This window comes from Bacillus sp. FSL M8-0350 (assembly GCF_038593345.1).
GTDB classification, from domain to species: domain Bacteria; phylum Bacillota; class Bacilli; order Bacillales; family Bacillaceae; genus Bacillus; species Bacillus safensis.
On record NZ_CP151985.1, the window covers coordinates 3,743,157 to 3,764,968 of the forward strand.

At 37.6% G+C, this 21,812-nt stretch carries 23 protein-coding genes; 9 read left to right on the plus strand and 14 right to left on the minus strand.

Features of this window, described 5'->3' with window-relative positions; translation table 11 throughout:
- Positions 1–287: 287 nt before the first annotated feature.
- Entirely contained in the window at positions 288–617 is a 330-nt protein-coding gene (locus NSS80_RS19455) for a hypothetical protein (RefSeq protein ID WP_120208028.1), read from the minus strand.
- Between the two features lie 10 nt (positions 618–627).
- Positions 628–2,346: a T7SS effector LXG polymorphic toxin gene (locus NSS80_RS19460; protein WP_342498491.1), complete on the minus strand. Its 1,719-nt coding sequence runs from the start codon at positions 2,344–2,346 to the stop codon at positions 628–630.
- 296 nt (positions 2,347–2,642) lie between these two features.
- On the opposite strand from NSS80_RS19460, the gene NSS80_RS19465 reads away from it, so the two are divergent.
- The gene (locus tag NSS80_RS19465) at positions 2,643–2,804 is read left to right on the plus strand and encodes a hypothetical protein (protein WP_252049953.1); all 162 of its coding nucleotides are present in this window, start codon (positions 2,643–2,645) and stop codon (positions 2,802–2,804) included.
- Between the two features lie 4 nt (positions 2,805–2,808).
- Here NSS80_RS19465 and NSS80_RS19470 read toward each other — a convergent pair whose 3' ends face one another.
- The 3 genes from NSS80_RS19470 to NSS80_RS19480 all read right to left on the minus strand — a co-directional run bounded on the left by NSS80_RS19470 (position 2,809) and on the right by NSS80_RS19480 (position 7,292).
- Positions 2,809–3,789 carry a restriction endonuclease gene (locus NSS80_RS19470; protein WP_101677500.1) on the minus strand — a complete coding sequence of 327 codons (981 nt, stop codon included), beginning with the start codon at positions 3,787–3,789 and terminating at the stop codon, positions 2,809–2,811.
- 155 nt (positions 3,790–3,944) lie between these two features.
- Positions 3,945–5,384 (minus strand): 6-phospho-beta-glucosidase BglA, encoded by a 1,440-nt coding sequence (gene bglA, locus NSS80_RS19475; protein WP_144496486.1) that lies wholly within the window; start codon positions 5,382–5,384, stop codon positions 3,945–3,947.
- A 9-nt stretch (positions 5,385–5,393) separates the two neighbouring features.
- Positions 5,394–7,292 carry a beta-glucoside-specific PTS transporter subunit IIABC gene (locus NSS80_RS19480; protein WP_317222487.1) on the minus strand — a complete coding sequence of 633 codons (1,899 nt, stop codon included), beginning with the start codon at positions 7,290–7,292 and terminating at the stop codon, positions 5,394–5,396.
- Between the two features lie 155 nt (positions 7,293–7,447).
- Here NSS80_RS19480 and NSS80_RS19485 point away from each other — a divergent pair, with 155 nt between their 5' ends.
- On the plus strand, positions 7,448–8,158 hold the full coding sequence (locus tag NSS80_RS19485) for a GntR family transcriptional regulator (protein ID WP_034283554.1): 711 nt from the start codon (positions 7,448–7,450) through the stop codon (positions 8,156–8,158).
- Positions 8,159–8,200: 42 nt separating this feature from the next.
- Here the strand turns inward: NSS80_RS19485 and NSS80_RS19490 are convergent, their stop codons facing one another.
- A complete protein-coding gene (locus tag NSS80_RS19490) occupies positions 8,201–8,794 on the minus strand; it encodes an Imm64 family immunity protein (RefSeq protein ID WP_342498492.1) in 594 nt (197 codons plus the stop codon).
- 176 nt (positions 8,795–8,970) lie between these two features.
- Here NSS80_RS19490 and NSS80_RS19495 point away from each other — a divergent pair, with 176 nt between their 5' ends.
- Positions 8,971–9,867 carry a PhzF family phenazine biosynthesis protein gene (locus NSS80_RS19495; protein ID WP_317222484.1) on the plus strand — a complete coding sequence of 299 codons (897 nt, stop codon included), beginning with the start codon at positions 8,971–8,973 and terminating at the stop codon, positions 9,865–9,867.
- 39 nt (positions 9,868–9,906) lie between these two features.
- Here NSS80_RS19495 and NSS80_RS19500 read toward each other — a convergent pair whose 3' ends face one another.
- Positions 9,907–10,782 (minus strand): LysR family transcriptional regulator, encoded by an 876-nt coding sequence (locus tag NSS80_RS19500; RefSeq protein ID WP_227001689.1) that lies wholly within the window; start codon positions 10,780–10,782, stop codon positions 9,907–9,909.
- A gap of 195 nt (positions 10,783–10,977) precedes the next feature.
- On the opposite strand from NSS80_RS19500, the gene NSS80_RS19505 reads away from it, so the two are divergent.
- Positions 10,978–12,624, plus strand: coding sequence for a DUF2075 domain-containing protein (locus NSS80_RS19505; RefSeq protein WP_041118396.1), 1,647 nt, complete (start codon positions 10,978–10,980; stop codon positions 12,622–12,624).
- The gene (locus NSS80_RS19510; RefSeq protein ID WP_041118398.1) at positions 12,617–12,922 is read left to right on the plus strand and encodes a nucleotide pyrophosphohydrolase; all 306 of its coding nucleotides are present in this window, start codon (positions 12,617–12,619) and stop codon (positions 12,920–12,922) included. The genes NSS80_RS19505 and NSS80_RS19510 overlap by 8 nt, the downstream gene beginning before the upstream one ends.
- 80 nt (positions 12,923–13,002) lie before the next feature.
- On the opposite strand, the gene NSS80_RS19515 is transcribed toward NSS80_RS19510, so the two are convergent.
- The 6 genes from NSS80_RS19515 to NSS80_RS19540 all read right to left on the minus strand — a co-directional run bounded on the left by NSS80_RS19515 (position 13,003) and on the right by NSS80_RS19540 (position 17,001).
- Entirely contained in the window at positions 13,003–13,509 is a 507-nt protein-coding gene (locus NSS80_RS19515) for an LURP-one-related family protein (RefSeq protein WP_041118400.1), read from the minus strand.
- Positions 13,510–13,614: 105 nt separating this feature from the next.
- Positions 13,615–13,932, minus strand: coding sequence for a darcynin family protein (locus NSS80_RS19520; RefSeq protein ID WP_041118402.1), 318 nt, complete (start codon positions 13,930–13,932; stop codon positions 13,615–13,617).
- A gap of 149 nt (positions 13,933–14,081) precedes the next feature.
- Entirely contained in the window at positions 14,082–14,930 is an 849-nt protein-coding gene (locus tag NSS80_RS19525; protein ID WP_041118404.1) for an MBL fold metallo-hydrolase, read from the minus strand.
- A 66-nt stretch (positions 14,931–14,996) separates the two neighbouring features.
- Positions 14,997–16,163 (minus strand): MFS transporter, encoded by a 1,167-nt coding sequence (locus tag NSS80_RS19530; protein ID WP_025093702.1) that lies wholly within the window; start codon positions 16,161–16,163, stop codon positions 14,997–14,999.
- 137 nt (positions 16,164–16,300) lie between these two features.
- Positions 16,301–16,603: a metalloregulator ArsR/SmtB family transcription factor gene (locus NSS80_RS19535; protein ID WP_025093701.1), complete on the minus strand. Its 303-nt coding sequence runs from the start codon at positions 16,601–16,603 to the stop codon at positions 16,301–16,303.
- 251 nt (positions 16,604–16,854) lie between these two features.
- Positions 16,855–17,001 (minus strand): hypothetical protein, encoded by a 147-nt coding sequence (locus NSS80_RS19540; RefSeq protein ID WP_157840129.1) that lies wholly within the window; start codon positions 16,999–17,001, stop codon positions 16,855–16,857.
- Between the two features lie 257 nt (positions 17,002–17,258).
- On the opposite strand from NSS80_RS19540, the gene NSS80_RS19545 reads away from it, so the two are divergent.
- Both NSS80_RS19545 and NSS80_RS19550 read left to right on the plus strand, forming a co-directional pair.
- Entirely contained in the window at positions 17,259–17,804 is a 546-nt protein-coding gene (locus NSS80_RS19545) for a hypothetical protein (protein ID WP_041118406.1), read from the plus strand.
- Between the two features lie 51 nt (positions 17,805–17,855).
- Positions 17,856–18,014: a hypothetical protein gene (locus NSS80_RS19550; protein WP_025093698.1), complete on the plus strand. Its 159-nt coding sequence runs from the start codon at positions 17,856–17,858 to the stop codon at positions 18,012–18,014.
- 109 nt (positions 18,015–18,123) lie between these two features.
- Here NSS80_RS19550 and NSS80_RS19555 read toward each other — a convergent pair whose 3' ends face one another.
- Entirely contained in the window at positions 18,124–20,010 is a 1,887-nt protein-coding gene (locus NSS80_RS19555; protein WP_025093697.1) for a nuclease-related domain-containing DEAD/DEAH box helicase, read from the minus strand.
- 272 nt (positions 20,011–20,282) lie between these two features.
- Here NSS80_RS19555 and NSS80_RS19560 point away from each other — a divergent pair, with 272 nt between their 5' ends.
- Both NSS80_RS19560 and NSS80_RS19565 read left to right on the plus strand, forming a co-directional pair.
- Positions 20,283–21,026, plus strand: coding sequence for a DUF4145 domain-containing protein (locus NSS80_RS19560; RefSeq protein WP_025093696.1), 744 nt, complete (start codon positions 20,283–20,285; stop codon positions 21,024–21,026).
- A 13-nt stretch (positions 21,027–21,039) separates the two neighbouring features.
- Positions 21,040–21,561, plus strand: coding sequence for a hypothetical protein (locus NSS80_RS19565; RefSeq protein WP_025093695.1), 522 nt, complete (start codon positions 21,040–21,042; stop codon positions 21,559–21,561).
- Positions 21,562–21,812: the final 251 nt, after the last annotated feature.

A 21,812-nucleotide genomic window follows, 5' to 3' on the forward strand; every position in this document is an offset into this window, starting at 1 on the left:
AAGCTTTACCCATTAACATTACACATTATGATTTTATTAATTGATTTTAAAGGTTTTCATCTCTCCCCCTCAACTTCCTGTGTTTCTGGTAAATGTCAAGGGTTTCATATACTTTATCTTATATACTCATCTACTTCTTCTATTGTTGAAATATCTTGCATAAAAAATACTTATTTCTTCTGGTAGTATTATTGCTAAATCATCAATTTGATCTTCCTTAAATTCAATGAATACCTCATATAAGTAATCACCTTCGTATTAAAGGTTTACTCAGTTAGGTTTAATTTTCACAAATTTAAAGTAGTCTTTACCTTGTCCAAAAGTAAATAAACTTGTGCCTTCTGTTCTGGAGTTTCAGCAACATACTCCATACAAATCTCTTCTAAGCAACTATAGAAATCTAGATTATCCATCACAATTTCATGATAAGATGCTGTGTCCATAAATATCATTACTCCATTATTAAATTCAACATCCTCTGAATGCTCTGGAAGTTCATATCCCATCATATGATCTTGCCAAGGTTCTCTGTGGGACAAACACTCTAACACCTCAACTAAATCATTCTTCAAAAAAGAAAAAAAGTCTTGAACAATCGGCTGCATTTTTTTTAACATCAAGATCCTCCTAATTACTATATTTCTTCCATTCTAATACTGGGTACAAGCTTTCAATTTCCCCTGTTTTTGGATTTTTCCACCCTTCAAATTTTATACCATTTGATGTACCTTGTATTACATGTTGACCGCCTCTAGTTACATACTCAGTACCATTTTCCATTGCCTCTTGGCCATATTTATAAATTTGCTCATCAGTAAATACATTATCATCATAAACAGTCTTCTTATGAGTAGATGCTTTAAATTCTTTTGTATACATACCACGTTCTTGTTTTGCTATTTTATAGTACACATCTTTTATTCCATGTACCGAAGGATGGCTTTCTTTTCTCTCCAATTTATAGGGAATTTCCTTTTCATTTAAATAATTAAAAAATTCCTTTTCATTATGACCACCACTTACACCTGTCTTACTAACACCTTCTGGCCGTATTAGATGATTTTTGCTATTGTCAGAATACTTATGTTTAAATCCACCTTTACCAGCACTATCCTTCACCCCCATCTTCCCATGAAACCCTTTCACCCCGATCGGCAAAAGCATCCCCAGTGCCGCGTTCATACTCGCTTCCTGCTGTTCTTTGGAGATCTTATTTCCAAACATGTCTCGGCCTGTAATCGCTTCGCTGAAGCCGTTGGTGGCGGTGAGGCCATATAGTCCTTTTTGCGATGTTTTTAAGGCGTCAAAGGATTTTTGTGATGTCTTGTAGATATCGACTGCCCTGACTGCAGCTGATGTGGCTTGGGTGGTTTTATAGACAGCTTTTCCGCCTTTGAAAATGCGGCCTGCCCAGCCGACGATTGGGATGTAGCCTGCGGCTGCCATGCCGCCTGCCGCGACTCGCTGGCCTGCGGTGAGTTCCTCGCCTGTGATTGGATCAACGCCTGTTGCGGCACGTTTTGCATCGTTCACGCCGGTCAGTTCATTCACGATGTTTCCACCATAATCGAGGGCTTTTTCATACCAAGGGCGGTTGGCGAGGGCTTCTTGTTCCTTCGCAATCTTTCGGGCTTCTTCTTGTTCTTTTTTGATTTTCAGATATTCAGAAGTTTGCTTCTCAATATCGCTTTTTGCCTTGTAGATGTCGCTATTTTGATACGCTTTCTTATCAAAATTCATAGGTGAAATCGCTTTTCCGTCATTTGTCGCATTCATCATTTCAGCATACAATGCCATTGTAGCTTGCTGTTCCGTCTCTGACAAAGCATATTCATCTTTTAAATTTTGATCAAGCTCTCTTAGTTCTTTGACCGTCTTTTTTCGTTCATCTTCCGCATCTTCTATTTTTTCATCAAAGGTTTGGCTATCAAATACTTCTAGGGAAATGAGGTCATCAATGTCTTGAAAAATCGTTTTGAGTGCCTTTTTTTGATCCTTCACAATGCTTTTAGCATTCTTGATGCCCATATGTACTGCGTTGTCTAAAAAGTGTTCTTCTACAAAGGTATCGCCGCCAAAGCTCGTATCATCCAGTGTTCCAGAAACACCTTCATGAAAGGCTTTTTGCTTATCAATGAAGCTGATAAACATGTCTACATTTCCAGCGAGCTCTTTATAGAAACTTTTAATATTATCGGCTCCTTTCCCAGTGAAATCATCACCGAGGTTGGCAACACCTTGTAATGCCTTTTTTAAATCTACCATTTGTTCGCGGAGTTCCTGGTAGTGTTTTGCCCTTGTGTCCATGGCACTGGTTAGTGCTTTTGCATCAAGTATCTTGCCCAGAAGAAGTCACTCCCTCCATTATTGATCATAAAGTCTATTTTACCGTGACCTTCAAAACGGAAAAATAGGCTAAATGACATAAAAAATGGAATAGACTTTCTATCTCAACAAAGTCAGGAAATAGAAATAGGCTAGACAATACATTTTGCTCTGTCTAGCCTTACCTTCGTCCTATTTATAATTATTGATTGGTCCTTTATTCCAAACTATGTGATAGAACCTATTAAAACATTAATCCCTGTTCAACCTCTTCAGTGATATGAGATAATGCCAACTAAATCGAAAGGAGAATCAATGTGTATAAAGGAATCATTTCTGCAATTATGGTGATATTCGGCTTTTGGATTTTTCTACAATTATCCTTGAACATCAATGTCTTTCAAAACTCAATGAACTATTTTATTGTTATTATCCTCTTCTTCCTTTGTATTCAGGCGTTATTGAAGCGTAGGCAATAAAAAATCACTCAGGTACATACACTTTTTTCAAAGGTAATAAAGATCTTGTCTCAGTTGGCATATGCTCATACCAATGTACAATAAGGTCTACGAGTTCTTCTAAATCTACTAGATGAACTTCATTATGCTTCGCAACAGCTTTGGCATTAGAAGTGAATCCACCAGTAGAAACAAATAAACTGTTTGCATTCATAGGATTAGCCCCTAATAATTGTTGTACTTCTGGGGAACTGGCTGAGTTTTGTCGATGCTTAACTTGTACTTTTATAATAGGTTTTTCAAATCCAAATGCATCTTTATAAGCTAATACATCAACACCACCATCAGGTCCTTTTGGGCTTACGCGAACATTGTATGACATGGCTTGCAGTAAGCCCCCGACTAGATCTTGCATCTGCCACGGATCCAGTTTATCTACCTTATCTGCAATCATAACAGTTGCTTTGCCGACTAAATCTTCAATAATTTCATCTTCTTCTGTTTCATCTTCGTATGCTGCAATAGAAGTAGGGTTCTTGAGTAAATGTTCAATCTCTTGCCCCCAATCATCTACACGAAAAACAGTTGATATAGAACCGAGGCTGTTCTTAGCTGGTTGACTGAGAGAATCTCGTTTAACGGCGATTGGCTCCCAATTCACCTTAATGTGATTTGGATACATTTTATCTCCAGCTGCTTCATCAAAAAAATGCGGAGCAGTCACAGTACCTACTCGATATTCACGACTTTCTTTTAAATATGTAATGATTCGATCTCCTTTTTTAATTTCTCTACTGAACCTCCATATCTGACTAACCCAGCTTCTCCTTGTAAAAGGTTTGTTCTCGGCGAATATGACATCAGCTCGAGCGTTCATCTCTTGCTTTGTTTGATATTGTTTTGGATTACCTAATTTCGACCACCCGATAGATGCGATACCTTTCTTTTCCCAAATTGAAATTAAATCATTTTGGTCACCTGCACGAACCATCCACCATTTCGTCATTAACGCTCTCTCCTATTCCATCCCATAAATATTCTTACTAAATTATAAGACTTATTTATTGTGAACAAAAGGATATACTCACCATTTTTGTCGAAAGAAAGAGAAAAACCCGAACAAGCATATACCACGCTCATCCGGGCTTCTATTTTCCTTTATTACACTTCTTCACCGTTCGTTGCGATGACGTTTTGATACCAAGTAAACGAATCTTTTTTAAGGCGCTTCATTGAGCCGTTTCCTTCGTTGTCACGGTCAACGTAGATCATGCCGTAGCGTTTTTTCATTTCACCTGTTGTGAATGACACGATATCAATGATGCCCCAAGGTGTGTAGCCAATAAGGTCCACACCGTCGTATTCAATGGCTTTTTTCAGTGCTTCGATATGAGAAGCGAGATATTGAATTCTTTCTGGATCGTGAATAGAACCGTCTTCTTCCACTTGATCTATTGCACCAAATCCATTCTCTACGATGAACAGCGGGATTTGATAACGATCGTAAAAACGATTCAATGTATACCTTAAGCCTGTCGGGTCAATGGACCAGCCCCAGTCACTTGATTTGATATAAGGGTTATCTACACCATGCGGCAGGGCTCCGTTGACAATGTCTCCGTTGTGATCAGACACCGTATCACTTTTAACCGTTGTCGACATGTAGTAGCTAAAGCCTAGATAATCCACTTTCCCTTTTCTTAAGCTTTCTTCATCGCCTTCTTCAAATGGAATATGATAGCCTTCGCGTTCGAATTCCTTTAGCGCATAGCTCGGATAGTAGCCGCGAACCTGTACATCTGGGAAGAAATAGCGCTGTCTCATATACTCCTCTGCAAGCATGACATCCTCTGGATTTGAGGAATACGGATAGATTGGCACGTGAGAAACCATTGCTCCAATTTGGAAAGCAGGATTGATCTCTTTTCCTTTGGCTACTGCCCATGCACTTGCAAGTAATTCATGGTGTCCTGCTTGATACATGACTTCTTTGGCATTTTCGCCTTCTTTGACTGATACCCCTGAATTTGTCCAAAGGAATAGTGGGTTGTTGACATCCATTTTGTTATTGATTTCATTAAATGTCATCCAGTATGTGACCTTGTCCTTGTATCGATTGAAACATACTTCTGCGAATTTTGCGAAATACTCAGCGACTTTTCGGCTGCGAAACCCGCCGTACTCTCTTGCTAAATGGAGCGGCATCTCAAAGTGAGACAGCGTAATCACAGGCTCGATGCCATGCTTGAGCAGTTCATCAAATACATCATCATAGAATTGTAAGCCTGCTTCATTCGGTTCCGCTTCATCTCCCTTAGGGAAAATCCGGCTCCAGCCGATCGATGTACGTAAGCATTTCAAACCCATTTCGGCAAACAACGCGATATCTTCCTTATAACGATGGTAGAAATCAATCGCTTCATGGTTCGGATAAAATTTATCTTCTTCTATCGTTTCAGTTATTTGTCTCGGTACTCCATGAGCACCTGCTGTCATCACATCTACAACACTTGGGCCTTTTCCTGCTTCATTCCATCCACCTTCAAATTGATGTGCAGCTAATGCTCCGCCCCATAGAAAATCTTTTGGTAATGTCATTATTCATTCCTCCTATTTCACAATTGTGATCATGACGTCTGTTGACTGGCATGTCGATTGTTCTTCTACAATCACATCTTCGTACGCTTGTGTATTGGTGATGATGACGGGTGTGATTGTTTTTAATCCCTTGCTTTCAATGGCTTCTTGATCAAATGTCATCAACAAGTCACCCTTCTTCACCTTGCTGCCTTCTTTGATATGAAGAGTAAATGCTGAGCCATCTAGCGAAACCGTATCAATTCCTACATGAACAAGTAACTCCACACCAAATTCTGAACGCAGTCCAATTGCATGCTTTGTCGGCGCAAGCATGACGACACTGCCATCAAACGGTGCATACAGCTTGTTGTCTGTCGGTTCAATCGCAAATCCTTTGCCCATTGCCCCAGAGCTAAATACGGCATCCGGCACTTCAGATAACGGGAGTACTTTCCCTGCAAGCGGTGCAGGAATGGTTTCTTCATTGTTCATCGAAGCATTCATTTTTTCTCCAACTTGATCTTTATCAGACGTTGCACCGGCTGTCTGTTCCACTGTATCTTCCCCATAACCAAACATTTGAATGAGCACAACTGGTAAGATCAGCGCAATTGCGACACCAATCAATATGCCGATGATCGATGTTGGAAAGTCTGAACTAATTCCATTTACAATCGTCAGTGGACCAGGCAACCCTGCATACGCAAAGTAATAAGGCGTAAAGAAGCTGGCAGCAATGGCCCCGACCGCTCCAGATATACATCCGAAAATAAATGGTTTCTTAAAACGAAGGGTGACCCCATAGATCGCAGGCTCGGTAATTCCAAAGAGACCCGTGATTCCCGCTGACACCCCGACTTTTCGTGTTTCGCGGTTTCTTGCTTTTAAAATAACCCCTAACACTGCGCCGACCTGAGCGATAACAGCGATGGTTTGATATGCCTGGAAGGAGTCACGTCCATATTGTTCAAAGTTGGCGAGCACCATTGGTGTGATGCCCCAGTGAACACCGAAAATGACAAGCACTTGCCAGAAACCTCCGATAATGGCGCCTGCTAAAGCTGGGACATTTTCTGCTAAGACATTGTATCCGTTTGCAATTCCATTTGCGCCTGCTGTCGAAAGTGGACCAATTAATAGAATGGTTAACGGAACCATGACAACCATACAGATAAATGGGACAAATAACGGTTTGACCACCTCGTGAATGCGTTTGTTTAAAAATCTCTCTACATATGAAAGGATCCATACCAAGAATAACGGCGGCAAAACAGATGACGTATAAACCGTTTCAGATAACGCTATGCCTAAAAAGGTAACGCCTTCCCCTGATGCCACGCGTCCAGCAATCTCCGTCCAAGCCGGACTGACAAGCGCCGCTGTACACGCTACTGCGATATACATATTCGTTTTAAAATGCTTGGCAGCTGTAATGGCAATAAAGATAGGCAAGAACGTAAACGGCGCCCAAGAAATAAAGCTAAAGACTTCATACGTTCCCGTTTTCGAGAAGCTTGGAAATAATAAATTAATGAGGATAAGTGCACCTTGTAAAATACCAGCTGCCGCCAAAATATACACAAATGGCGCAAACACAGCAGACATGGTCGCGATGACACGATTCAGCACCGTTCCCTTGTTTTCATTTACCTGGTCATCTTCAGACGGCTGCAGCTGAACAAGGCTGGAAAAATGCTCATAGACCTCACCAACATGCTGACCGATGACGACCTGAAATTGACCGCCGTTTTCCACCACGGTAATGACGCCAGGCATCGCATTGACTGCTTCCTTTGCTTTTGGATTCGAACGTTTCAAGACCAAACGCAGCCGCGTGGCGCATCTTGCGGCACTCACCACATTTTCTTCTCCGCCAACTGCCTCTAAGATGTCTTCTGCAAGCTTTTGATAATCCCTCACTTTTGACATATAAAACCCCCCTTTATCACTACTAGTATATGTACATTATAATTATACCGGTACAATATATCAATACATATATAATTTCAATTGGCATATCAAAGGAAATTTGGTATGTGCTATAATACAAGAACAATAAATCGTGAAAACAAAGAGGAATGGCCATGTTAAAGTATCAACAAATTGCGAGCGATATTGAAAAATATATTGTCACCCATGAGCTGCAGCAAGGGGATAAGCTTCCTGTACTCGAAACACTCATGAGCCAATTTGCTGTGAGCAAAAGTACCATTATCAAATCATTAGACTTACTCGAAAGAAAAGGAATTATCTATCAAGTGAGGGGCAGCGGCATCTTTGTTCGAAGACACCGCCGTAAGGGCTACATCAGCCTTTTATCCAACCAAGGGTTTAAAAAAGATTTAGAGGAATTTCAACTGACATCAGAAGTTTTAATGCTAGACACCATCAAGCCGTCCGAAGAAGCTGCACTTAATTTGAACATTGAACAAGATGAAGATGTCTTTTATCTAAAACGCATTCGTTACATCAATGGGCAAACGTTATGTTTAGAAGAATCCTATTACCGAAAAACCATCATTCCCTATCTCAACACAGAAATTGCTGCCGACTCTGTTTTTAAATTCATCAGTGAAGGGCTTGGACTCAAAGTCGGCTTCTCCGATATGTACTTACAAGTAGGCAAACTTAATGAAACCGAAGCAAAGCACCTCGGACTTAAGCAAGATGATCCCGCTCTCCGCGTCGAGACAGTCTTTCATCTCACCAATGGCCAGCCCTTCGACTTTTCGAAAATCACATATAACTACATGCAATCCCAATTTTTTATTCAAGCGAATAATTATTATGGGTGATGGATGGAAAAAGCCCCCTGGTGTCAGGAGGCTTTCTTACTATTATCTTTTAACCTTTAAACATTCCATCCTTCTTTCTTGAGAAGATAGTCCATCAATCCCAACATCACCATAATAAATGTCTATGTGATTTCCTTTGCCAATTAGTGCAACTGGAAAAGCATGCGGGTCTTGCAGACACTTTTCAAACTCATCTGGATGAATTTCGACTTCAATTTCATGTCCAATGAACGCATATTCAAACGTCATCGTATGATAAAGATCCACAAGACAGCGTATGATCTTCTGCTGAAGATGAATGACATCATGAGAAACAACCTCTGTCCAATTTAAACTGAGAACGAATCCTACGAAACCCGTTTCTTTTTGTATGTTGATTGTCCTTCCTTTTCGATCTGAACTTATGCCTGACAATTCAAACTCTGTATAATAACCTGAAAAATCATCGTCTTTGAGGATATTTTCTTTAACTCTGTGCTCAATCCATGTTTCACCGTCAGGGTCCTGACTAAATTTTACTTTCGTGATAGACATGTCTTTTTGAACTAGATAATCAATCAATTGGCGAAAAGTATTTGGTATATGAATGTCTTCATAAAAAACGAGTCCGATATTGATAAACCCACCTGTAGTTATGTCACATCCTTCGCTTCATTTTTTCTTTCATTATACTTTACTTAAACTATTATTCTATGAAAACTCCCTCTCTTACATGAACACTTCCGATTTAAAACATCAAAAAGATTCATTTTACGAATGCATCAAACAAACTTATGATAAACGTAACAAGAGTGTATAGGAGGAGTCATCAGATGAGAGACATTAGAGTGTATCATGTTGATGCGTTTACAACTGAGAAATTTGGAGGAAATGCCGCTGGGGTGGTGTTGGATGGTGAGTTTTTAACAGAAGATGACATGCAGAGCATCGCCAAGGAGTTGAATTTACCGGAATCCGTCTTCCTGCTTCCTGCCCATGATAAGAAAGCCGATTATCGCGTCAAATACTTCACCCCGACGGAAGAGGTCAATTTTTGCGGGCATGCGACTGTTGGATTGACTTGGCTTTTGGCGACGGAGCTAGGACTGGCTAAAGAGAGATCAGGGGTCGTGTTAGAAACAAAGATCGGCCATGTGCCTGTTGTATGGCACGAAGAAAATGGAAAGGTCGTTGATGTGGAAATGACGCAGGTGCCACCGCGGACGCGAGATTTTGTCATCGATTTAGAAGAGCTTAGTGACATGCTTGGTGTGAGCAGTGACCGCCTTGATTCTTCCTATCCTATCAAATTAGCAAACACCGGAAACTGGCATCTTCTTGTTCCAATGAAGCACCAACAGGACATTGATCAAGCTGCACCGAACTTAGCGGCTTTAGCTAAAATGAATAAAGAGCATGGCATCTCGACAACCCACCTTTATACGTTCCACACTTCAAAAGAATGCGATCTTTATACGAGGGATTTTGCACCTGGGATTGGTATACCGGAAGATCCTGTAACGGGGGCAGCAAACGGGGCGTTGGCTGGATATCTTTATTTGGAGGGTATCATTTCTCAGCAAGAAATCACTCGCCTGAACATTGCCCAAGGGGATGCCATCGGCAGACCTGGCATGCTTCGTATCACAGTCATTCCGAATGAATCAAAGCCGGTGATTAAAGTGGCAGGCGCAGCTGTCATCACGATCCGCGGCGTGTTAACTTTATAAAACATCAGCTTGAATGGGGACTTCCTGTTCAAGCTGATTCTATTTAAAATGATTTTTGACCGTTTCGATCCATCTTTTGGCCGATGGGGAAGCTGCTTTGAATGATTTGAGCGCCAGGTTGACCTCACGAAAGACGCTCGTCTCCAGTGGAATGACTTTCGTATGAGGTATGTGCGGCGGCAAAACCAATTTTGGAATGATCGTGACCCCAAGTCCTTCTTGAACCATAGAAATAAGCGTATTGTTGTCTTCAATTTCAAACAAAACATGAGGCTTCACGCCGCCTCTTTCTTTTAACAGCTTCTTGACGAGTATGTCACAGCCCGCTTTCGGCATGATAAAGGCTTCATCATGTAACGAGTCAACTTCAATCACTTTCTTCGTATGAAAGCGATGATTCTCTTGTATGAGCACCACCAATTCATCCTGAAAAAGTGGAACGGTCTCAAATTCCCTCGATGACTGCGTTAAAAAACCAACATCAACCGTGCCAGAAGTGATCCATTCCTCAATCTCCTCATAACCGCCTTCATATAACTCCAGTTTGATATGCGGATAGATTTGCGTAAAACGATGAATAAGGCGTGGAAGGACATTTGAAGAAAAACTAGGGAATGTCCCTATCTTGATACTCCCCACTTCCATCCCTTGAATGAGCGCCGCCTCCTGCTCAAGCAATGCCGCATGATGCATGATTTGCCGGATATGCGGCATCACCCGCTCACCTGCGTCCGTCAACGAAAGCCCGTTTCGATTCCGCCGAAGCAGCACAATCCCGAGTTCCGACTCAAGCTTCGCAATATTATGACTCACCCCAGACTGCGTCAGCCCAAGCTTCTCCCCGGCTTTTGTAAAACTGCCGCATTCGACGACTGTTAGAAATACTTTGTATTGGAATGTGATCAGTGTGCTCACCTCGTATGTTCATATGATAAATCGAAAAATATACTGCTAGTTATAAAGTTCATTTGGGTTTAGTGACTTCCCGCCATTACCAGTAAATCAAAAACACCTATCTCTCTATGAAAAATAACTCAACATGTAATCACTGAGATATTTTGCTAAATTTATGATGCGATAATAGTCAAAAAGACTACAGGGGCTAGCTATATGAGTGAACTTTTTATTGAAAAACGCGATTTTATTACAGATCGAATTCTTTCTTTACGAACAACCGTATTCCATAATCAACCTATTGTCTACATTCTTTATGATGAAAAGAAGAAACCATCTGCTTATATCGGTCAGTCAGTCCAAGCTAGCAGACGTTTGAAGGATCATTTGAAAGACCCAAAAAAGAACAAATTAACTAAAACAATTCTGATTGGACATGAACGATTTCATCAATCCGCCTCTTACAATATTGAGACAAATCTCATAAACTACTTTATTGCAGAAAATCGTTTCCAATTAAAAAATGTTAGCCAGACACGATCGAGGGAAATGCATCATTATTATCAAAAAAATTTTTACAATGAAACTGTTTTTAAAGATATATGGGAGCAACTTCAAAAAGAAAAGATCGTTACTAATTCAATTGAAACCTTAAAAAATAGAGATATTTATAAACTTTCTCCCTATAAAGAATTATCACCTCAACAAGTAGAAATTAAGCATGAAATCTTATCTTTTTGTAAAGAGCGTATCAAACAGTCAGGTCACCATGTGATTTCGATAGAAGGTGATGCAGGAACTGGGAAGAGTGTTTTACTGAGTTCTCTTTTTAATACGATTCAAGATTTATCAAATGATATGGACTCTGTCTTAAACAAAAAGAACAATTATTTACTTGTGAATCATGCGGAAATGCTTAAAACATATCAAAACATCGCAAAGAGTCTGCCAAATCTGAAAAAGAAACAAATTATGAGACCAACCTCGTTTATTAATCAGATGACAAAGTCAGGTGAAATGGCTGACATCGTGTTAATTGATGAAGCCCACCTTCTATTAACAAAAGATGATAAGTACAATAACTTCCATTACCAAAACCAACTAGAGGAAATTATTAAGCGAAGTAAAATAACCATTGTCATTTTTGATCCAAAGCAGGTACTCAAAATTAAAAGCTACTGGAATGAAAAATTACTCGAGGAAATTACAAATAGATATCAAGCCAGAACTGTGAAACTCACTGAACAGATGCGTATGTATGCTGATTCAGATACGTTAACATGGATCGATCAATTTGTCTCAAAACGATTATTACCTCTGCCTAAAAAACAGGATTCTTTCGAACTCAAAATTTTTGAGGAGCCGAACAAATTTAAAACTGCCATTCAACAGAAGGATGATGAAGTAGGCTTATCCCGCATTGTATCTACCTTTGACTTTTTACATAAAAAAGATAAAGCTACCTATATAGTAGATGAAGGTGGTATCAATATGCCGTGGAATTTCACAAGTGATAAATGGACATGGGCTGAACATGCAGATTCAGTTAGAGAAGTGGGCTCAATCTATACGGTTCAAGGATTTGATTTAAATTATGTCGGCGTCATACTTGGCCCTTCTATCAGCTATGATGAAGAAAAGGATGAACTTCTCATAGACACGTCAAATTATAAAGACACGGGTGCATTCACATCAAGAAGTGACATGTCTCCAGAGGAAATCAAACAGGCAAAAGAAAAGATTATACTAAACTCGATTAACGTTCTGATGAAGCGAGGCATTCACGGGCTTTATATTTATGCAACAGATGAAAAATTGAGAAGGAAATTACAAGAGATAAAAGAGGGAGGCAAATATGACTGAGATCAAAGAGGCAATACATTCAATTAACCAATTTAGAGATGATCGGAACTGGAGACAATATCATAACCCAAAAGACTTGGCCATCTCAATTTCGATAGAAGCCGCTGAACTGCTTGAAGACTTCCAATGGAAAAGTAATGAAGAAGCTCTTGAGGCGAACGAAGAAAACATCCGAGAGGAAATAGCCGATATCTTAATATATTCACTAATGCTTTGCTCAGACCTTCATCTAAATGTGAAAGAAATAATTGAAGAAAAATTAATAAAAAATGGAAAGAAGTACCCTATTGAAAAGTAACGAAACATGATTCATTCTACTTATTAATGAAGAAGAGTAAAGTCCTACCACTCTTCTTCATTTCATTAAACTTTAAGAGTCTAATTCGTCGTTGCCGACGACGAAGACCTAGACGCTGCTTCATCAGCCTTCACACAATCAATCGCAACAACCAATGCAATCATCACAGGCTCCATCTCTTCTTTCAAAATATCAACCTTATAGCTGTCACCCCAAGTAAACCATTCCTTCTTCACCTGGCCGATCACATCACCATTCTGGAGCACCTGGAAATTCATATCCCACCAGTTACCTTGCACTTCTATACCCGCGGCATCAATTGAATATTTTGCTTTAAAGAACGTAAACTCTTTTTTGATCGTCAATACCTCTTGACCACCAACTTCTACTAAAAACTTCGGTAAAAAGCTAAACATTTTCTTCGTAATCACAGCGATTTCTTCTCGTTCTGTATTCAGAATGGTAAACGTCTTCGGTACCTTCAAAAAACTGCCTTCGACCAAATACACATCGTTCTCCTGCTGATCCTTTACTGTAAACCTGCCGCTCAGACTAAATACTTTCTGCTTCATGTAAAGCTGTTTCATATGGACCTCCGATTCAGTTCAAAAATTTATCCGTTCTTACATTACCTCTGATTATACCAAAAAATAGAATGTACAAAAAACCACCTGCTATCAGGTGGTTTTCGATTACTGATTCATTTTCAGAGATTCTTTTTCATATGTTTGAAAAGCATTTTCCATTCCCATGATGACCTCTTTAATTTTGACATAACCACTTGTGTAAGGAATAGAATCTCTAATCTCTTCCCACATAAAATGATAGAATTTTAGGTCATCCGTTTCACACATCACAAAATCTGTGTAATCTTTATCTGGAAGAGCTTCTGCATCAAAAAAACGCACCGTCACATGTTCTTTATATTTCTGCATCAACTCTTGCAGCGAAGCCGCATGGGTTCTTATTTTGGTTTTGAAAGTGTCGTATGGGTCAGTTATTTTGTCCATCTGTTTTTTACCTCCTAATAAGGAAAACTCAAGCCTACTTGGGGATTGTTTTTATGATCAATGCTAAAAATAAGTCTGTCACAATACGTGATGCAAAAAAAGTCTCGTTTGAGGGAAATCACCCAAATGAGACTTTTTTTAGTGTTTATTTAATACCCATTTACAAAGTAAGCAATGGTTTCTAATTCATCTTCTTTCAGTTCTCTGTTCACGTACTTTTGATACTCATTCGTGATTTTCTGTTTATCTCCACCACATTGATCAGTGAATTTCGCTATCATCCGAAGTTTGTCTGTTTCCTGACGAAACTCCTCTTTTGTCCATGGTCTTTGGTGTGAAGGAATATACGTTTCGGCATCAAAAGCATCTAACTCATCTAAAAGACGCAACGTTTCCTTCACTGTATAATGAACTTTTTCGGCATACATTTTCGGATAAATACAATCACCAAGAAACAGGATTTTCTCTTCTTTCACATACACGATCACGGAATCAGCCGCATGATCGCCTCCAACATGCTGCACGATGCAAGTGACCCCGCCAAGATCAATCTCTATCCGACGGTCAAACGTAACATCCGGTAAAACCACCTGAATATCTCGATGACCCTGATATTCTTCTTTTATCGCCTTCGCGCAGAACTCAATCTCCGTTCCTTCCCTCACCCGCTCATCAATCGCCTCATCTGACCACGAAAACGGAACAAGCTTCTCCATTTCCTTTCTTGTCTTTGCAGAAGCAATCGAAAGCGAATCAGGCAGCGCAGGCAGACCAAAAATATGATCCCAATGCCAATGCGTGAGGACAACCATATCGGGCGAGGCGATCTCGTGTTCTAAGGTTTTTTGGATGAAATAGTTCGCATGATCTTCTGAGTTACCCGCATCGATCATTAATGTTTTGTTATTGCCTACGACCATGCCTAGGATGGGGCGGTCGGTGAGTGATACTGGTGTGATGTACCAAAAACTCTGACCTATTTTTTTAATTGAGTGCAAAGGTGCTTCCTACTTTCTGTCATTATTTTTTAAATTGAATCACGTTTTTTCCCATCGTTCTACTGTTTAAGTATATCGAATTTCATTACTCGAAGTAGCACGCGAAGCCAATATTGTTACAATGATCGCGATTGCAACGCCTAAAGCACCTGCCCAAGTAACGGAAGATAGAGAAACCCTCTCTACAAAGATACCTCCAATAGCTGCACCTGCGGCCATCGCCAATTGCATCATTGACTGATTGAGACCTAATAGTATACCTGATGACTCTGGCTCCATTGTAGCTAAGTGGTATTGTTGAGTCGGGCCAGAAGACCATGCAGCAAATGACCATAATATTAAAATGAGCAATACTCCAACATAAGAATGCGTAACTAGTGAGAGCAATATGAGCATGATGACATGTAATGTCATTCCACTAATCAGCGTAAAATTCACACCCCATCGATCGGTACTAAATCCACCAAACTTTGACCCAACTAGACTAGCAATCCCGAATACGAGGAGAACTCCACTCAGCAATTTGCTGCTTACACCTGATATATTTAAAAGGTAAGGGGATAAATAGGTATAGGCGATTGAATAACCACCAAGCCAGAAAAAGGTGATGGCTAATCCCAACACTACTTTTGGTTTTTTAAAAAGAGCGAGTTGTTGAATTAAAGGTACAGGTTTATCCCCTTGGATTTTTGGAATCGTAAGAGAAATGATCACCATGGCTAATAATCCGAGTAAGGCTATTCCTCCAAATACAGCTTTCCAACCAAAGAAATCACTAGTCATTCTGCCCAGTGGGACTCCAATGATCAAGGATGCTGTAAATCCCATTACTACTGTAGCAATAGCGGTACCTTGCTTACCTTTTGGTGCAATTTTTTCAGCAATTGTTAATGCAGTAACTACGACCATCCCCGCTCCAAGAGCCATAATAATTCTTGACACAATAAATAATTGATACCCAGGGAGGACGAATGCCAGAATATTACCTAGAATAAAAACGCTAAGTGAAAATAACATTAACTTGCGTTTATTCATTCCCGATGTTAAAGCCATTAATACTGGGGTGAAGATGGCATACACAAGAGAAAAAATCGTAATTAACTGGCCAGCTGCAGCTATCGTAATCCCTAATGATTCAGAAATATTATCCAAAATACCAGAGATGATATACTCTGATGTACCAACTAAAAAACTTACAATAGCTAAAATGTAAATCTTTACAGTGTTTGACAATGTAGATCACTCCTTATATATAATGAATTTACATATCTAGAATTGTTAATATGTATGGACAAAAAAACATATTACGATAAGTCGATTTGTATTTAATAAATGAAACTGAATTCTGATGTATGAATTCAGTTCATTTATTAAATGTTTTTTTCTAGAATCTCAGCAATTTTTTTTATGGCATTTTCATCTCTTTTATAATACGTGTATTTACCTATACGCTCTGTCGTAATTAATCCAGCTCGTAGTAAAATTGAAAGGTATTGAGATGCTGTTGATTGCGTCATTTTCAATTTATCTGTTATTTGACTAACACATACCCCTGTAGTATTCATATCAATCCCTTCATGGGGTGTAAAATGACGATCAGGTTCCTTTAGCCATTGTAAAATTTGCAGTCTTGATTCATTGGATAAGGCTTTGAAAACTTCTATTGGCTCCATACAAACCATTATATCGATAAATAACGATATGTCAACATGTGTTGTTTGAGAGCCCATAAAACTTTCTATTTTACTAGATCACTCCCGCCGCTTTAGGCTTAATCGGTTTTTTGCAGAGTGGTTATATCTTCCATTCTGGTGCAATGGAGATGTTTGATGGGAAAGGATTAGAGTACTTTTTTGCTGCTTGTACAGCTAAATTTAGCCTTCTCACCCCTCACTAACTTATGATAAGGCTCACCGTAATGCCTTTAAATGATTAGTTGCTCTTCTTTTATTTGGTTTGTAATTTCTATAGAACGCCCTTTGTAATCAATTTTCCACGTTTTATGTATTTCCTTTTCTACGTCTTGTACTACGTTACGCATTTCACGTTTATAGTCAGCTTTAAAACCCATGGAAGTCTCCTTAAGTAATTTATTGCTAAGAATATGATCAGTGAATGTTGTTACTACTATGTTTTTAATATTTGCTTTCATTTTATATAATACGATATTTAATAAAGAAAATCTTTAAATAATAAACTTATAAAAAATAAGAAAAAAGTCATTATTAAATTTCATTTAAAACATTATTATTTACTTATTTTATCTTTTCATCATTTAACAACGTGTATAGCTATGTTAGTATGGCATCCAAAGGAGGATGATAAGTGATGAATATTAAATTAAGAAGCACCCTAATCAAATTGGCAGCCTCTCTATTTCTGATGAGCGCCGTGGCTTTACCAATTTCACCTAAAGATGCAAATGCCACAAAGTCACAAGCCACATATAAAGTGGAGAACCTTAATGATAGTGAATTAAAGATGACGTTCGATCATGCTGATGTGCATATCGATTCTAAAGGAAATGCGATATTGGAAGATCAAATAACGAATGAAAAACAAGTTCTTCCTAAAACATCGACTGATAAAAACAATCATCCTGTTACTTTGCATTATGAAAAAATTAAAAATGGGATTTTAATTAAAGTTGTGAGTGAAAAAACAAGCGGAAAAATCAGTACTCAATCTGTTGGAAAATGTATTCTAGGTACTAGTGGTGGGGCAGTAACCGGAGGTGGTACACTTGGTCTTGCTGGTGCTGCTGTAGGAACTGTCACGATACCTGGTATCGGAACTGTAGGCGCTGGTGCAGTTGGTGCAATCACAGGTACTGTTGGTGGAGCAATGACAGGAGCTGCTGCTTCTTGTTTTTAATGAAGAGCAAAAAGGGTACTCTCTTTTTATCCTAAAGGGAAGGTGATCATGGTGTATAAAATCATCATTCCATCTATACTAATCATTTTTTTTCTCTGGATTCTATTACAGATTTCACTAGAGATGAGCATATTTAAAAATCCAATGAATTATTTTATCTTATTCATTCTTTTCTTTCTTACCATCAAGCTGGTAAAAGAGAAACAATAGGAACCTTTTGGGATGTGCTAGAGGAGATGAATAAATTCATCTCCTCATATTTAAAAACTCCTAGACACACCACTTCAATAAACAAAAATCTCTTAATAAGCTTCGAATTTTATTTATAGTCTAATATCGGCTCTTTACCCTTTACATCTTCAAAATACTTAGTAAACGATGAAACACCTGAATAAGATATTGATAAATACTCTTTAGCACGAGTCATTCCTATATACATTAAAGACACTTCTTTTTCTTGATCTTCTTCATACTTTAATGGCATTAAATCAGCTTTCACAATAAAAACTGAGTGGAAGTCGAGACCTTTACTACTATCGAGAGAACATATTTTGACTGTCTCTTCCTCTGGATTGAACTTATGTTTGGTTGCACCATTTTCAGTTATCCAATTGTAAGGAATATTCTTTGTTTGAAATGCCGATTGAATCGCGGATATATAATGACTATTATGCCCCTTTATACGATATAAAATGGCCATTTCAGAGTAAGGTATGTTCTTTTCAAAATGTTGATCCACTATCTGTTTAGTAATTTCCTCTATTTCTTCATTAAAGGTTTTACATCTTAAAAGATCTACCTCTGGTCCTTTTCGTTTCGTCTTTTTTGGAGGGATGATTTCGATTGTCTCTGTCTGTTCTTGTTTTAATTTAATATCTAAAGCTCTATGGCTATCGTAAAATTTCCATCCAAAATCCACAATTTGTGACGTATTACGATAATTTATATTTAAGATTCTAGATCTACCTCTAAAATCAAGCCCCGTATCTTTCACATAGCTTCTACTTTTCCGATAGATATCTTGGGCTCTATCTTCTACTAAAAGTAAAGATTGCGTCTTTTGATCTAAGCATAAGCTGATGAGATGCAGCCAGCTCCCTTCAAAATCTTGCCCCTCATCAATTAAAATGGCATCATACTTTACAGGAGTTAACGTATCATTTTCTATCTTTTCAATGTAATCATCTATTTCAAGTTCTGAAATACCATGATCTTTTTTAATCCAGTGATGAAAATTTAATATTTGTATATTATTTAAATTTGGTGTTTTTCTATCTTCAGATGTCAAAAACTCATCTGGTTCTGTAAATTTAGAATGAATCATTTGTTTAATATTTTGTTTCAAAGCTACATTGTAACAGAGTATTAATATCTTCCAATTCGGATGTTGTTCTGCTAACATTTTTGCTCGAGTCGCTAAGATTAAAGTTTTGCCGCTCCCTGCTACACCTCTAATTAGCCGATGTTTATCTCCAATCTGTTTAGCCAAGTTTTCTTGATGCAGATCCATCGTTTTGATGTTTCGAAAAGATAATAACAGTTTTTCTTGGTATGGGACTGGTTCAACATCTGCTCCAACGCGTATTTCTTTGTATAGATGATAACGAATCCTTTCTAATTCGTCAGATGATAGTGGCGTATTTAACTTGAAAGGCACATGAAACATATCAAACAATTTTTCTATTAAGATCTCCGGATCAAAATGGTCATTATCCGGATCAATCTGATCACGCGATAAAATAAAATGTGGATCAATAACCTCATATACTTTATTTTTTAAAAGTTGTTCTTCATGAAGCCGAGTGAAAACAACACCATAACCATAAGGAAACTTTAATTTAAACTGATATTTCCCTTCTGTATTGATTAAATCAATGTCTTTCTCAAGCATATCTTTTATTTTAAAAGCATATTCTCTTGATTGAACTAGAGGACTCTTCACTCTATGTAAATCACCAGTAGAATTTAAAATGCCCCAGGTATTGTCGTTTAGCTCTCTTATTGTATTTTTGGTGTAATCTTTTACTTCCAGAACTAATACTCCTAGATCCGGACCGATTATCACAAAGTCTGGTCTAAACCCATTGATATTAGGCTCATAATGTACAATATACTCCTCGGGTAGATATTCCTTTAATGTTCGAAATAAAATTCGTTCTCCTGCAGTAGCAGTACTTTTAATACTTTCTGGTAATGTAATTGCCATTTATACTCCACCCCTCTATTAATCCTTATATATCATATATCGGAATTATTTGGGTTTTTTAAACATGATACGAAATATTGAGTTATACTCTATATCGGTTTATTGTGAGTACGTATTGTGATGTAAAAAAATCCACCAATTTCTCAAATTCCTACATGATTAATAATATTATTTAAAAGAGCTACTTAGAATAAACTGGTGTTAGATCATCAATTGTGATTTTTTATACAATTATGGTAATATATATATATTCTAAAATTTCGAGGTACAATATGACTTTCAATCAATTTGCATATTATGTGAATTTATTTTCTCTGAGTGAACTTGAAAAAGTAAAACTTATTATATTTTATTTCCAAAATAATGATAGAGAATTTCAAATTTCTATTAATGAGATAAGTGATTATTTTGATAGTCTTGGAATGCATAAACCCAATAAGACTAGGTTGCGTAAAAACATTATTTCTTCTAGGGAATTTGTTAGAGGGAAAAACCCTGACTATTTCCGATTACACATTAAAACTTTTTCTTCTTTGTTCGATTTGTATTCACCTATTCTTAATGAAGGGAACAAAGAGGAAATAAAGATTACTTCAGATGGATTAGTATTGCATAAGGAATTATATGAAAAGTCAAGGACATATCTAATAAATTTAGCTAACCAAATTAATGCTTCATACGAGCATAACATTTTTGATGGTTGCGCTGTTTTAATGAGGAGATTATTTGAAATACTCTTGATTCATTCATATGAAAACAAACAATTAAGTTCTTTAATAAAAGATAGTTCTGGTAATTATAAAATGCTTGTAGATATTGTTAATAATGCAAAAACAAATTCACAATTAGGACTTTCACGTAATACTAGAGAATCTTTGGATGATTTTAGGGAATTAGGGAATTTTTCTGCTCATAAAATATACTTTAATGCTAAAAAAAATGATATAGATAGAATAATTCTTAATTATAGAGCATGTATTGAGGAATTACTTTATATTTCAGAAATAAAAAAATAAGGAGGAAACTTTAATGAGTAATGCAAGAGTAAAAATAAATGTCCGTTCAGGAGAATTAGATTTTGAGGGTTCAGAAGATTTCGTTAAAGAACAAATGGACCAATTAGAAGCTATTGTTGATATTATTGCTCAACTCTATGTTGATGATAAAGATAATGAAATTGAAGAATTTATCCAAGAAGAAAGAAAAGAAGTAGAAGAAAGCAAATTAAAGACAGTTGAGATAAATCCTCTTGATGTTCCCGATACCTTTGGTGAATGGCAAAATAGATTTGCTGATGATACAACAGACTTAGACAAGGCTTTGATAACAGCATATTTTGTACAAGTGAAATCGGAACAAAATGAATTTAAAACCAAAGAGGTTAGTGATACTCTAAAAGAGCATGGGATTAAATTATCAAACCCTTCCAGTTCACTTGATCGATTAACAGAAAAGAAACTAACATTTCAAGTTCGCAAATTAGGAAAATTAAAGTTCTTAAGAGTATCTGCTAACGGCTTATCATACCTTAAAACTTTGATCAGAACTTAATGTAATAGCCATCATTATGATGGCTATTACAAATAAACTATATTACAAAATTATCTTTCGATTTAATATTATTCAGTACTTATTACATCGAACCTTCATATTAGTTTAATAAAAAACTAAAAACACCTCAACGTCTTACATAGATTTTAAACTTACAAATACCCAAAATTACTCAATTAATAAAATGTTAGAATTGTAACTATAAACCTTTTTAAAATTTATTCATACTATAGTCTCTAGATAGATTGTTT

What these genes read in the sequence shown, in the direction of transcription:
- NSS80_RS19455 (WP_120208028.1), bottom strand. Translation starts at nt 617, where the DNA reads ATGTTAAAAAAAATGCAGCCGATTGTTCAAGACTTTTTTTCTTTTTTG.
- NSS80_RS19470 (WP_101677500.1), bottom strand. Translation starts at nt 3,789, where the DNA reads ATGACGAAATGGTGGATGGTTCGTGCAGGTGACCAAAATGATTTAATT.
- NSS80_RS19480 (WP_317222487.1), bottom strand. Translation starts at nt 7,292, where the DNA reads ATGTCAAAAGTGAGGGATTATCAAAAGCTTGCAGAAGACATCTTAGAG.
- NSS80_RS19485 (WP_034283554.1), top strand. Translation starts at nt 7,448, where the DNA reads ATGTTAAAGTATCAACAAATTGCGAGCGATATTGAAAAATATATTGTC.
- NSS80_RS19495 (WP_317222484.1), top strand. Translation starts at nt 8,971, where the DNA reads ATGAGAGACATTAGAGTGTATCATGTTGATGCGTTTACAACTGAGAAA.
- NSS80_RS19505 (WP_041118396.1), top strand. Translation starts at nt 10,978, where the DNA reads ATGAGTGAACTTTTTATTGAAAAACGCGATTTTATTACAGATCGAATT.
- NSS80_RS19510 (WP_041118398.1), top strand. Translation starts at nt 12,617, where the DNA reads ATGACTGAGATCAAAGAGGCAATACATTCAATTAACCAATTTAGAGAT.
- NSS80_RS19515 (WP_041118400.1), bottom strand. Translation starts at nt 13,509, where the DNA reads ATGAAACAGCTTTACATGAAGCAGAAAGTATTTAGTCTGAGCGGCAGG.
- NSS80_RS19520 (WP_041118402.1), bottom strand. Translation starts at nt 13,932, where the DNA reads ATGGACAAAATAACTGACCCATACGACACTTTCAAAACCAAAATAAGA.
- NSS80_RS19535 (WP_025093701.1), bottom strand. Translation starts at nt 16,603, where the DNA reads ATGGAGCCAATAGAAGTTTTCAAAGCCTTATCCAATGAATCAAGACTG.
- NSS80_RS19540 (WP_157840129.1), bottom strand. Translation starts at nt 17,001, where the DNA reads ATGGGTTTTAAAGCTGACTATAAACGTGAAATGCGTAACGTAGTACAA.
- NSS80_RS19545 (WP_041118406.1), top strand. Translation starts at nt 17,259, where the DNA reads ATGAATATTAAATTAAGAAGCACCCTAATCAAATTGGCAGCCTCTCTA.
- NSS80_RS19555 (WP_025093697.1), bottom strand. Translation starts at nt 20,010, where the DNA reads ATGGCAATTACATTACCAGAAAGTATTAAAAGTACTGCTACTGCAGGA.
- NSS80_RS19560 (WP_025093696.1), top strand. Translation starts at nt 20,283, where the DNA reads ATGACTTTCAATCAATTTGCATATTATGTGAATTTATTTTCTCTGAGT.
- NSS80_RS19565 (WP_025093695.1), top strand. Translation starts at nt 21,040, where the DNA reads ATGAGTAATGCAAGAGTAAAAATAAATGTCCGTTCAGGAGAATTAGAT.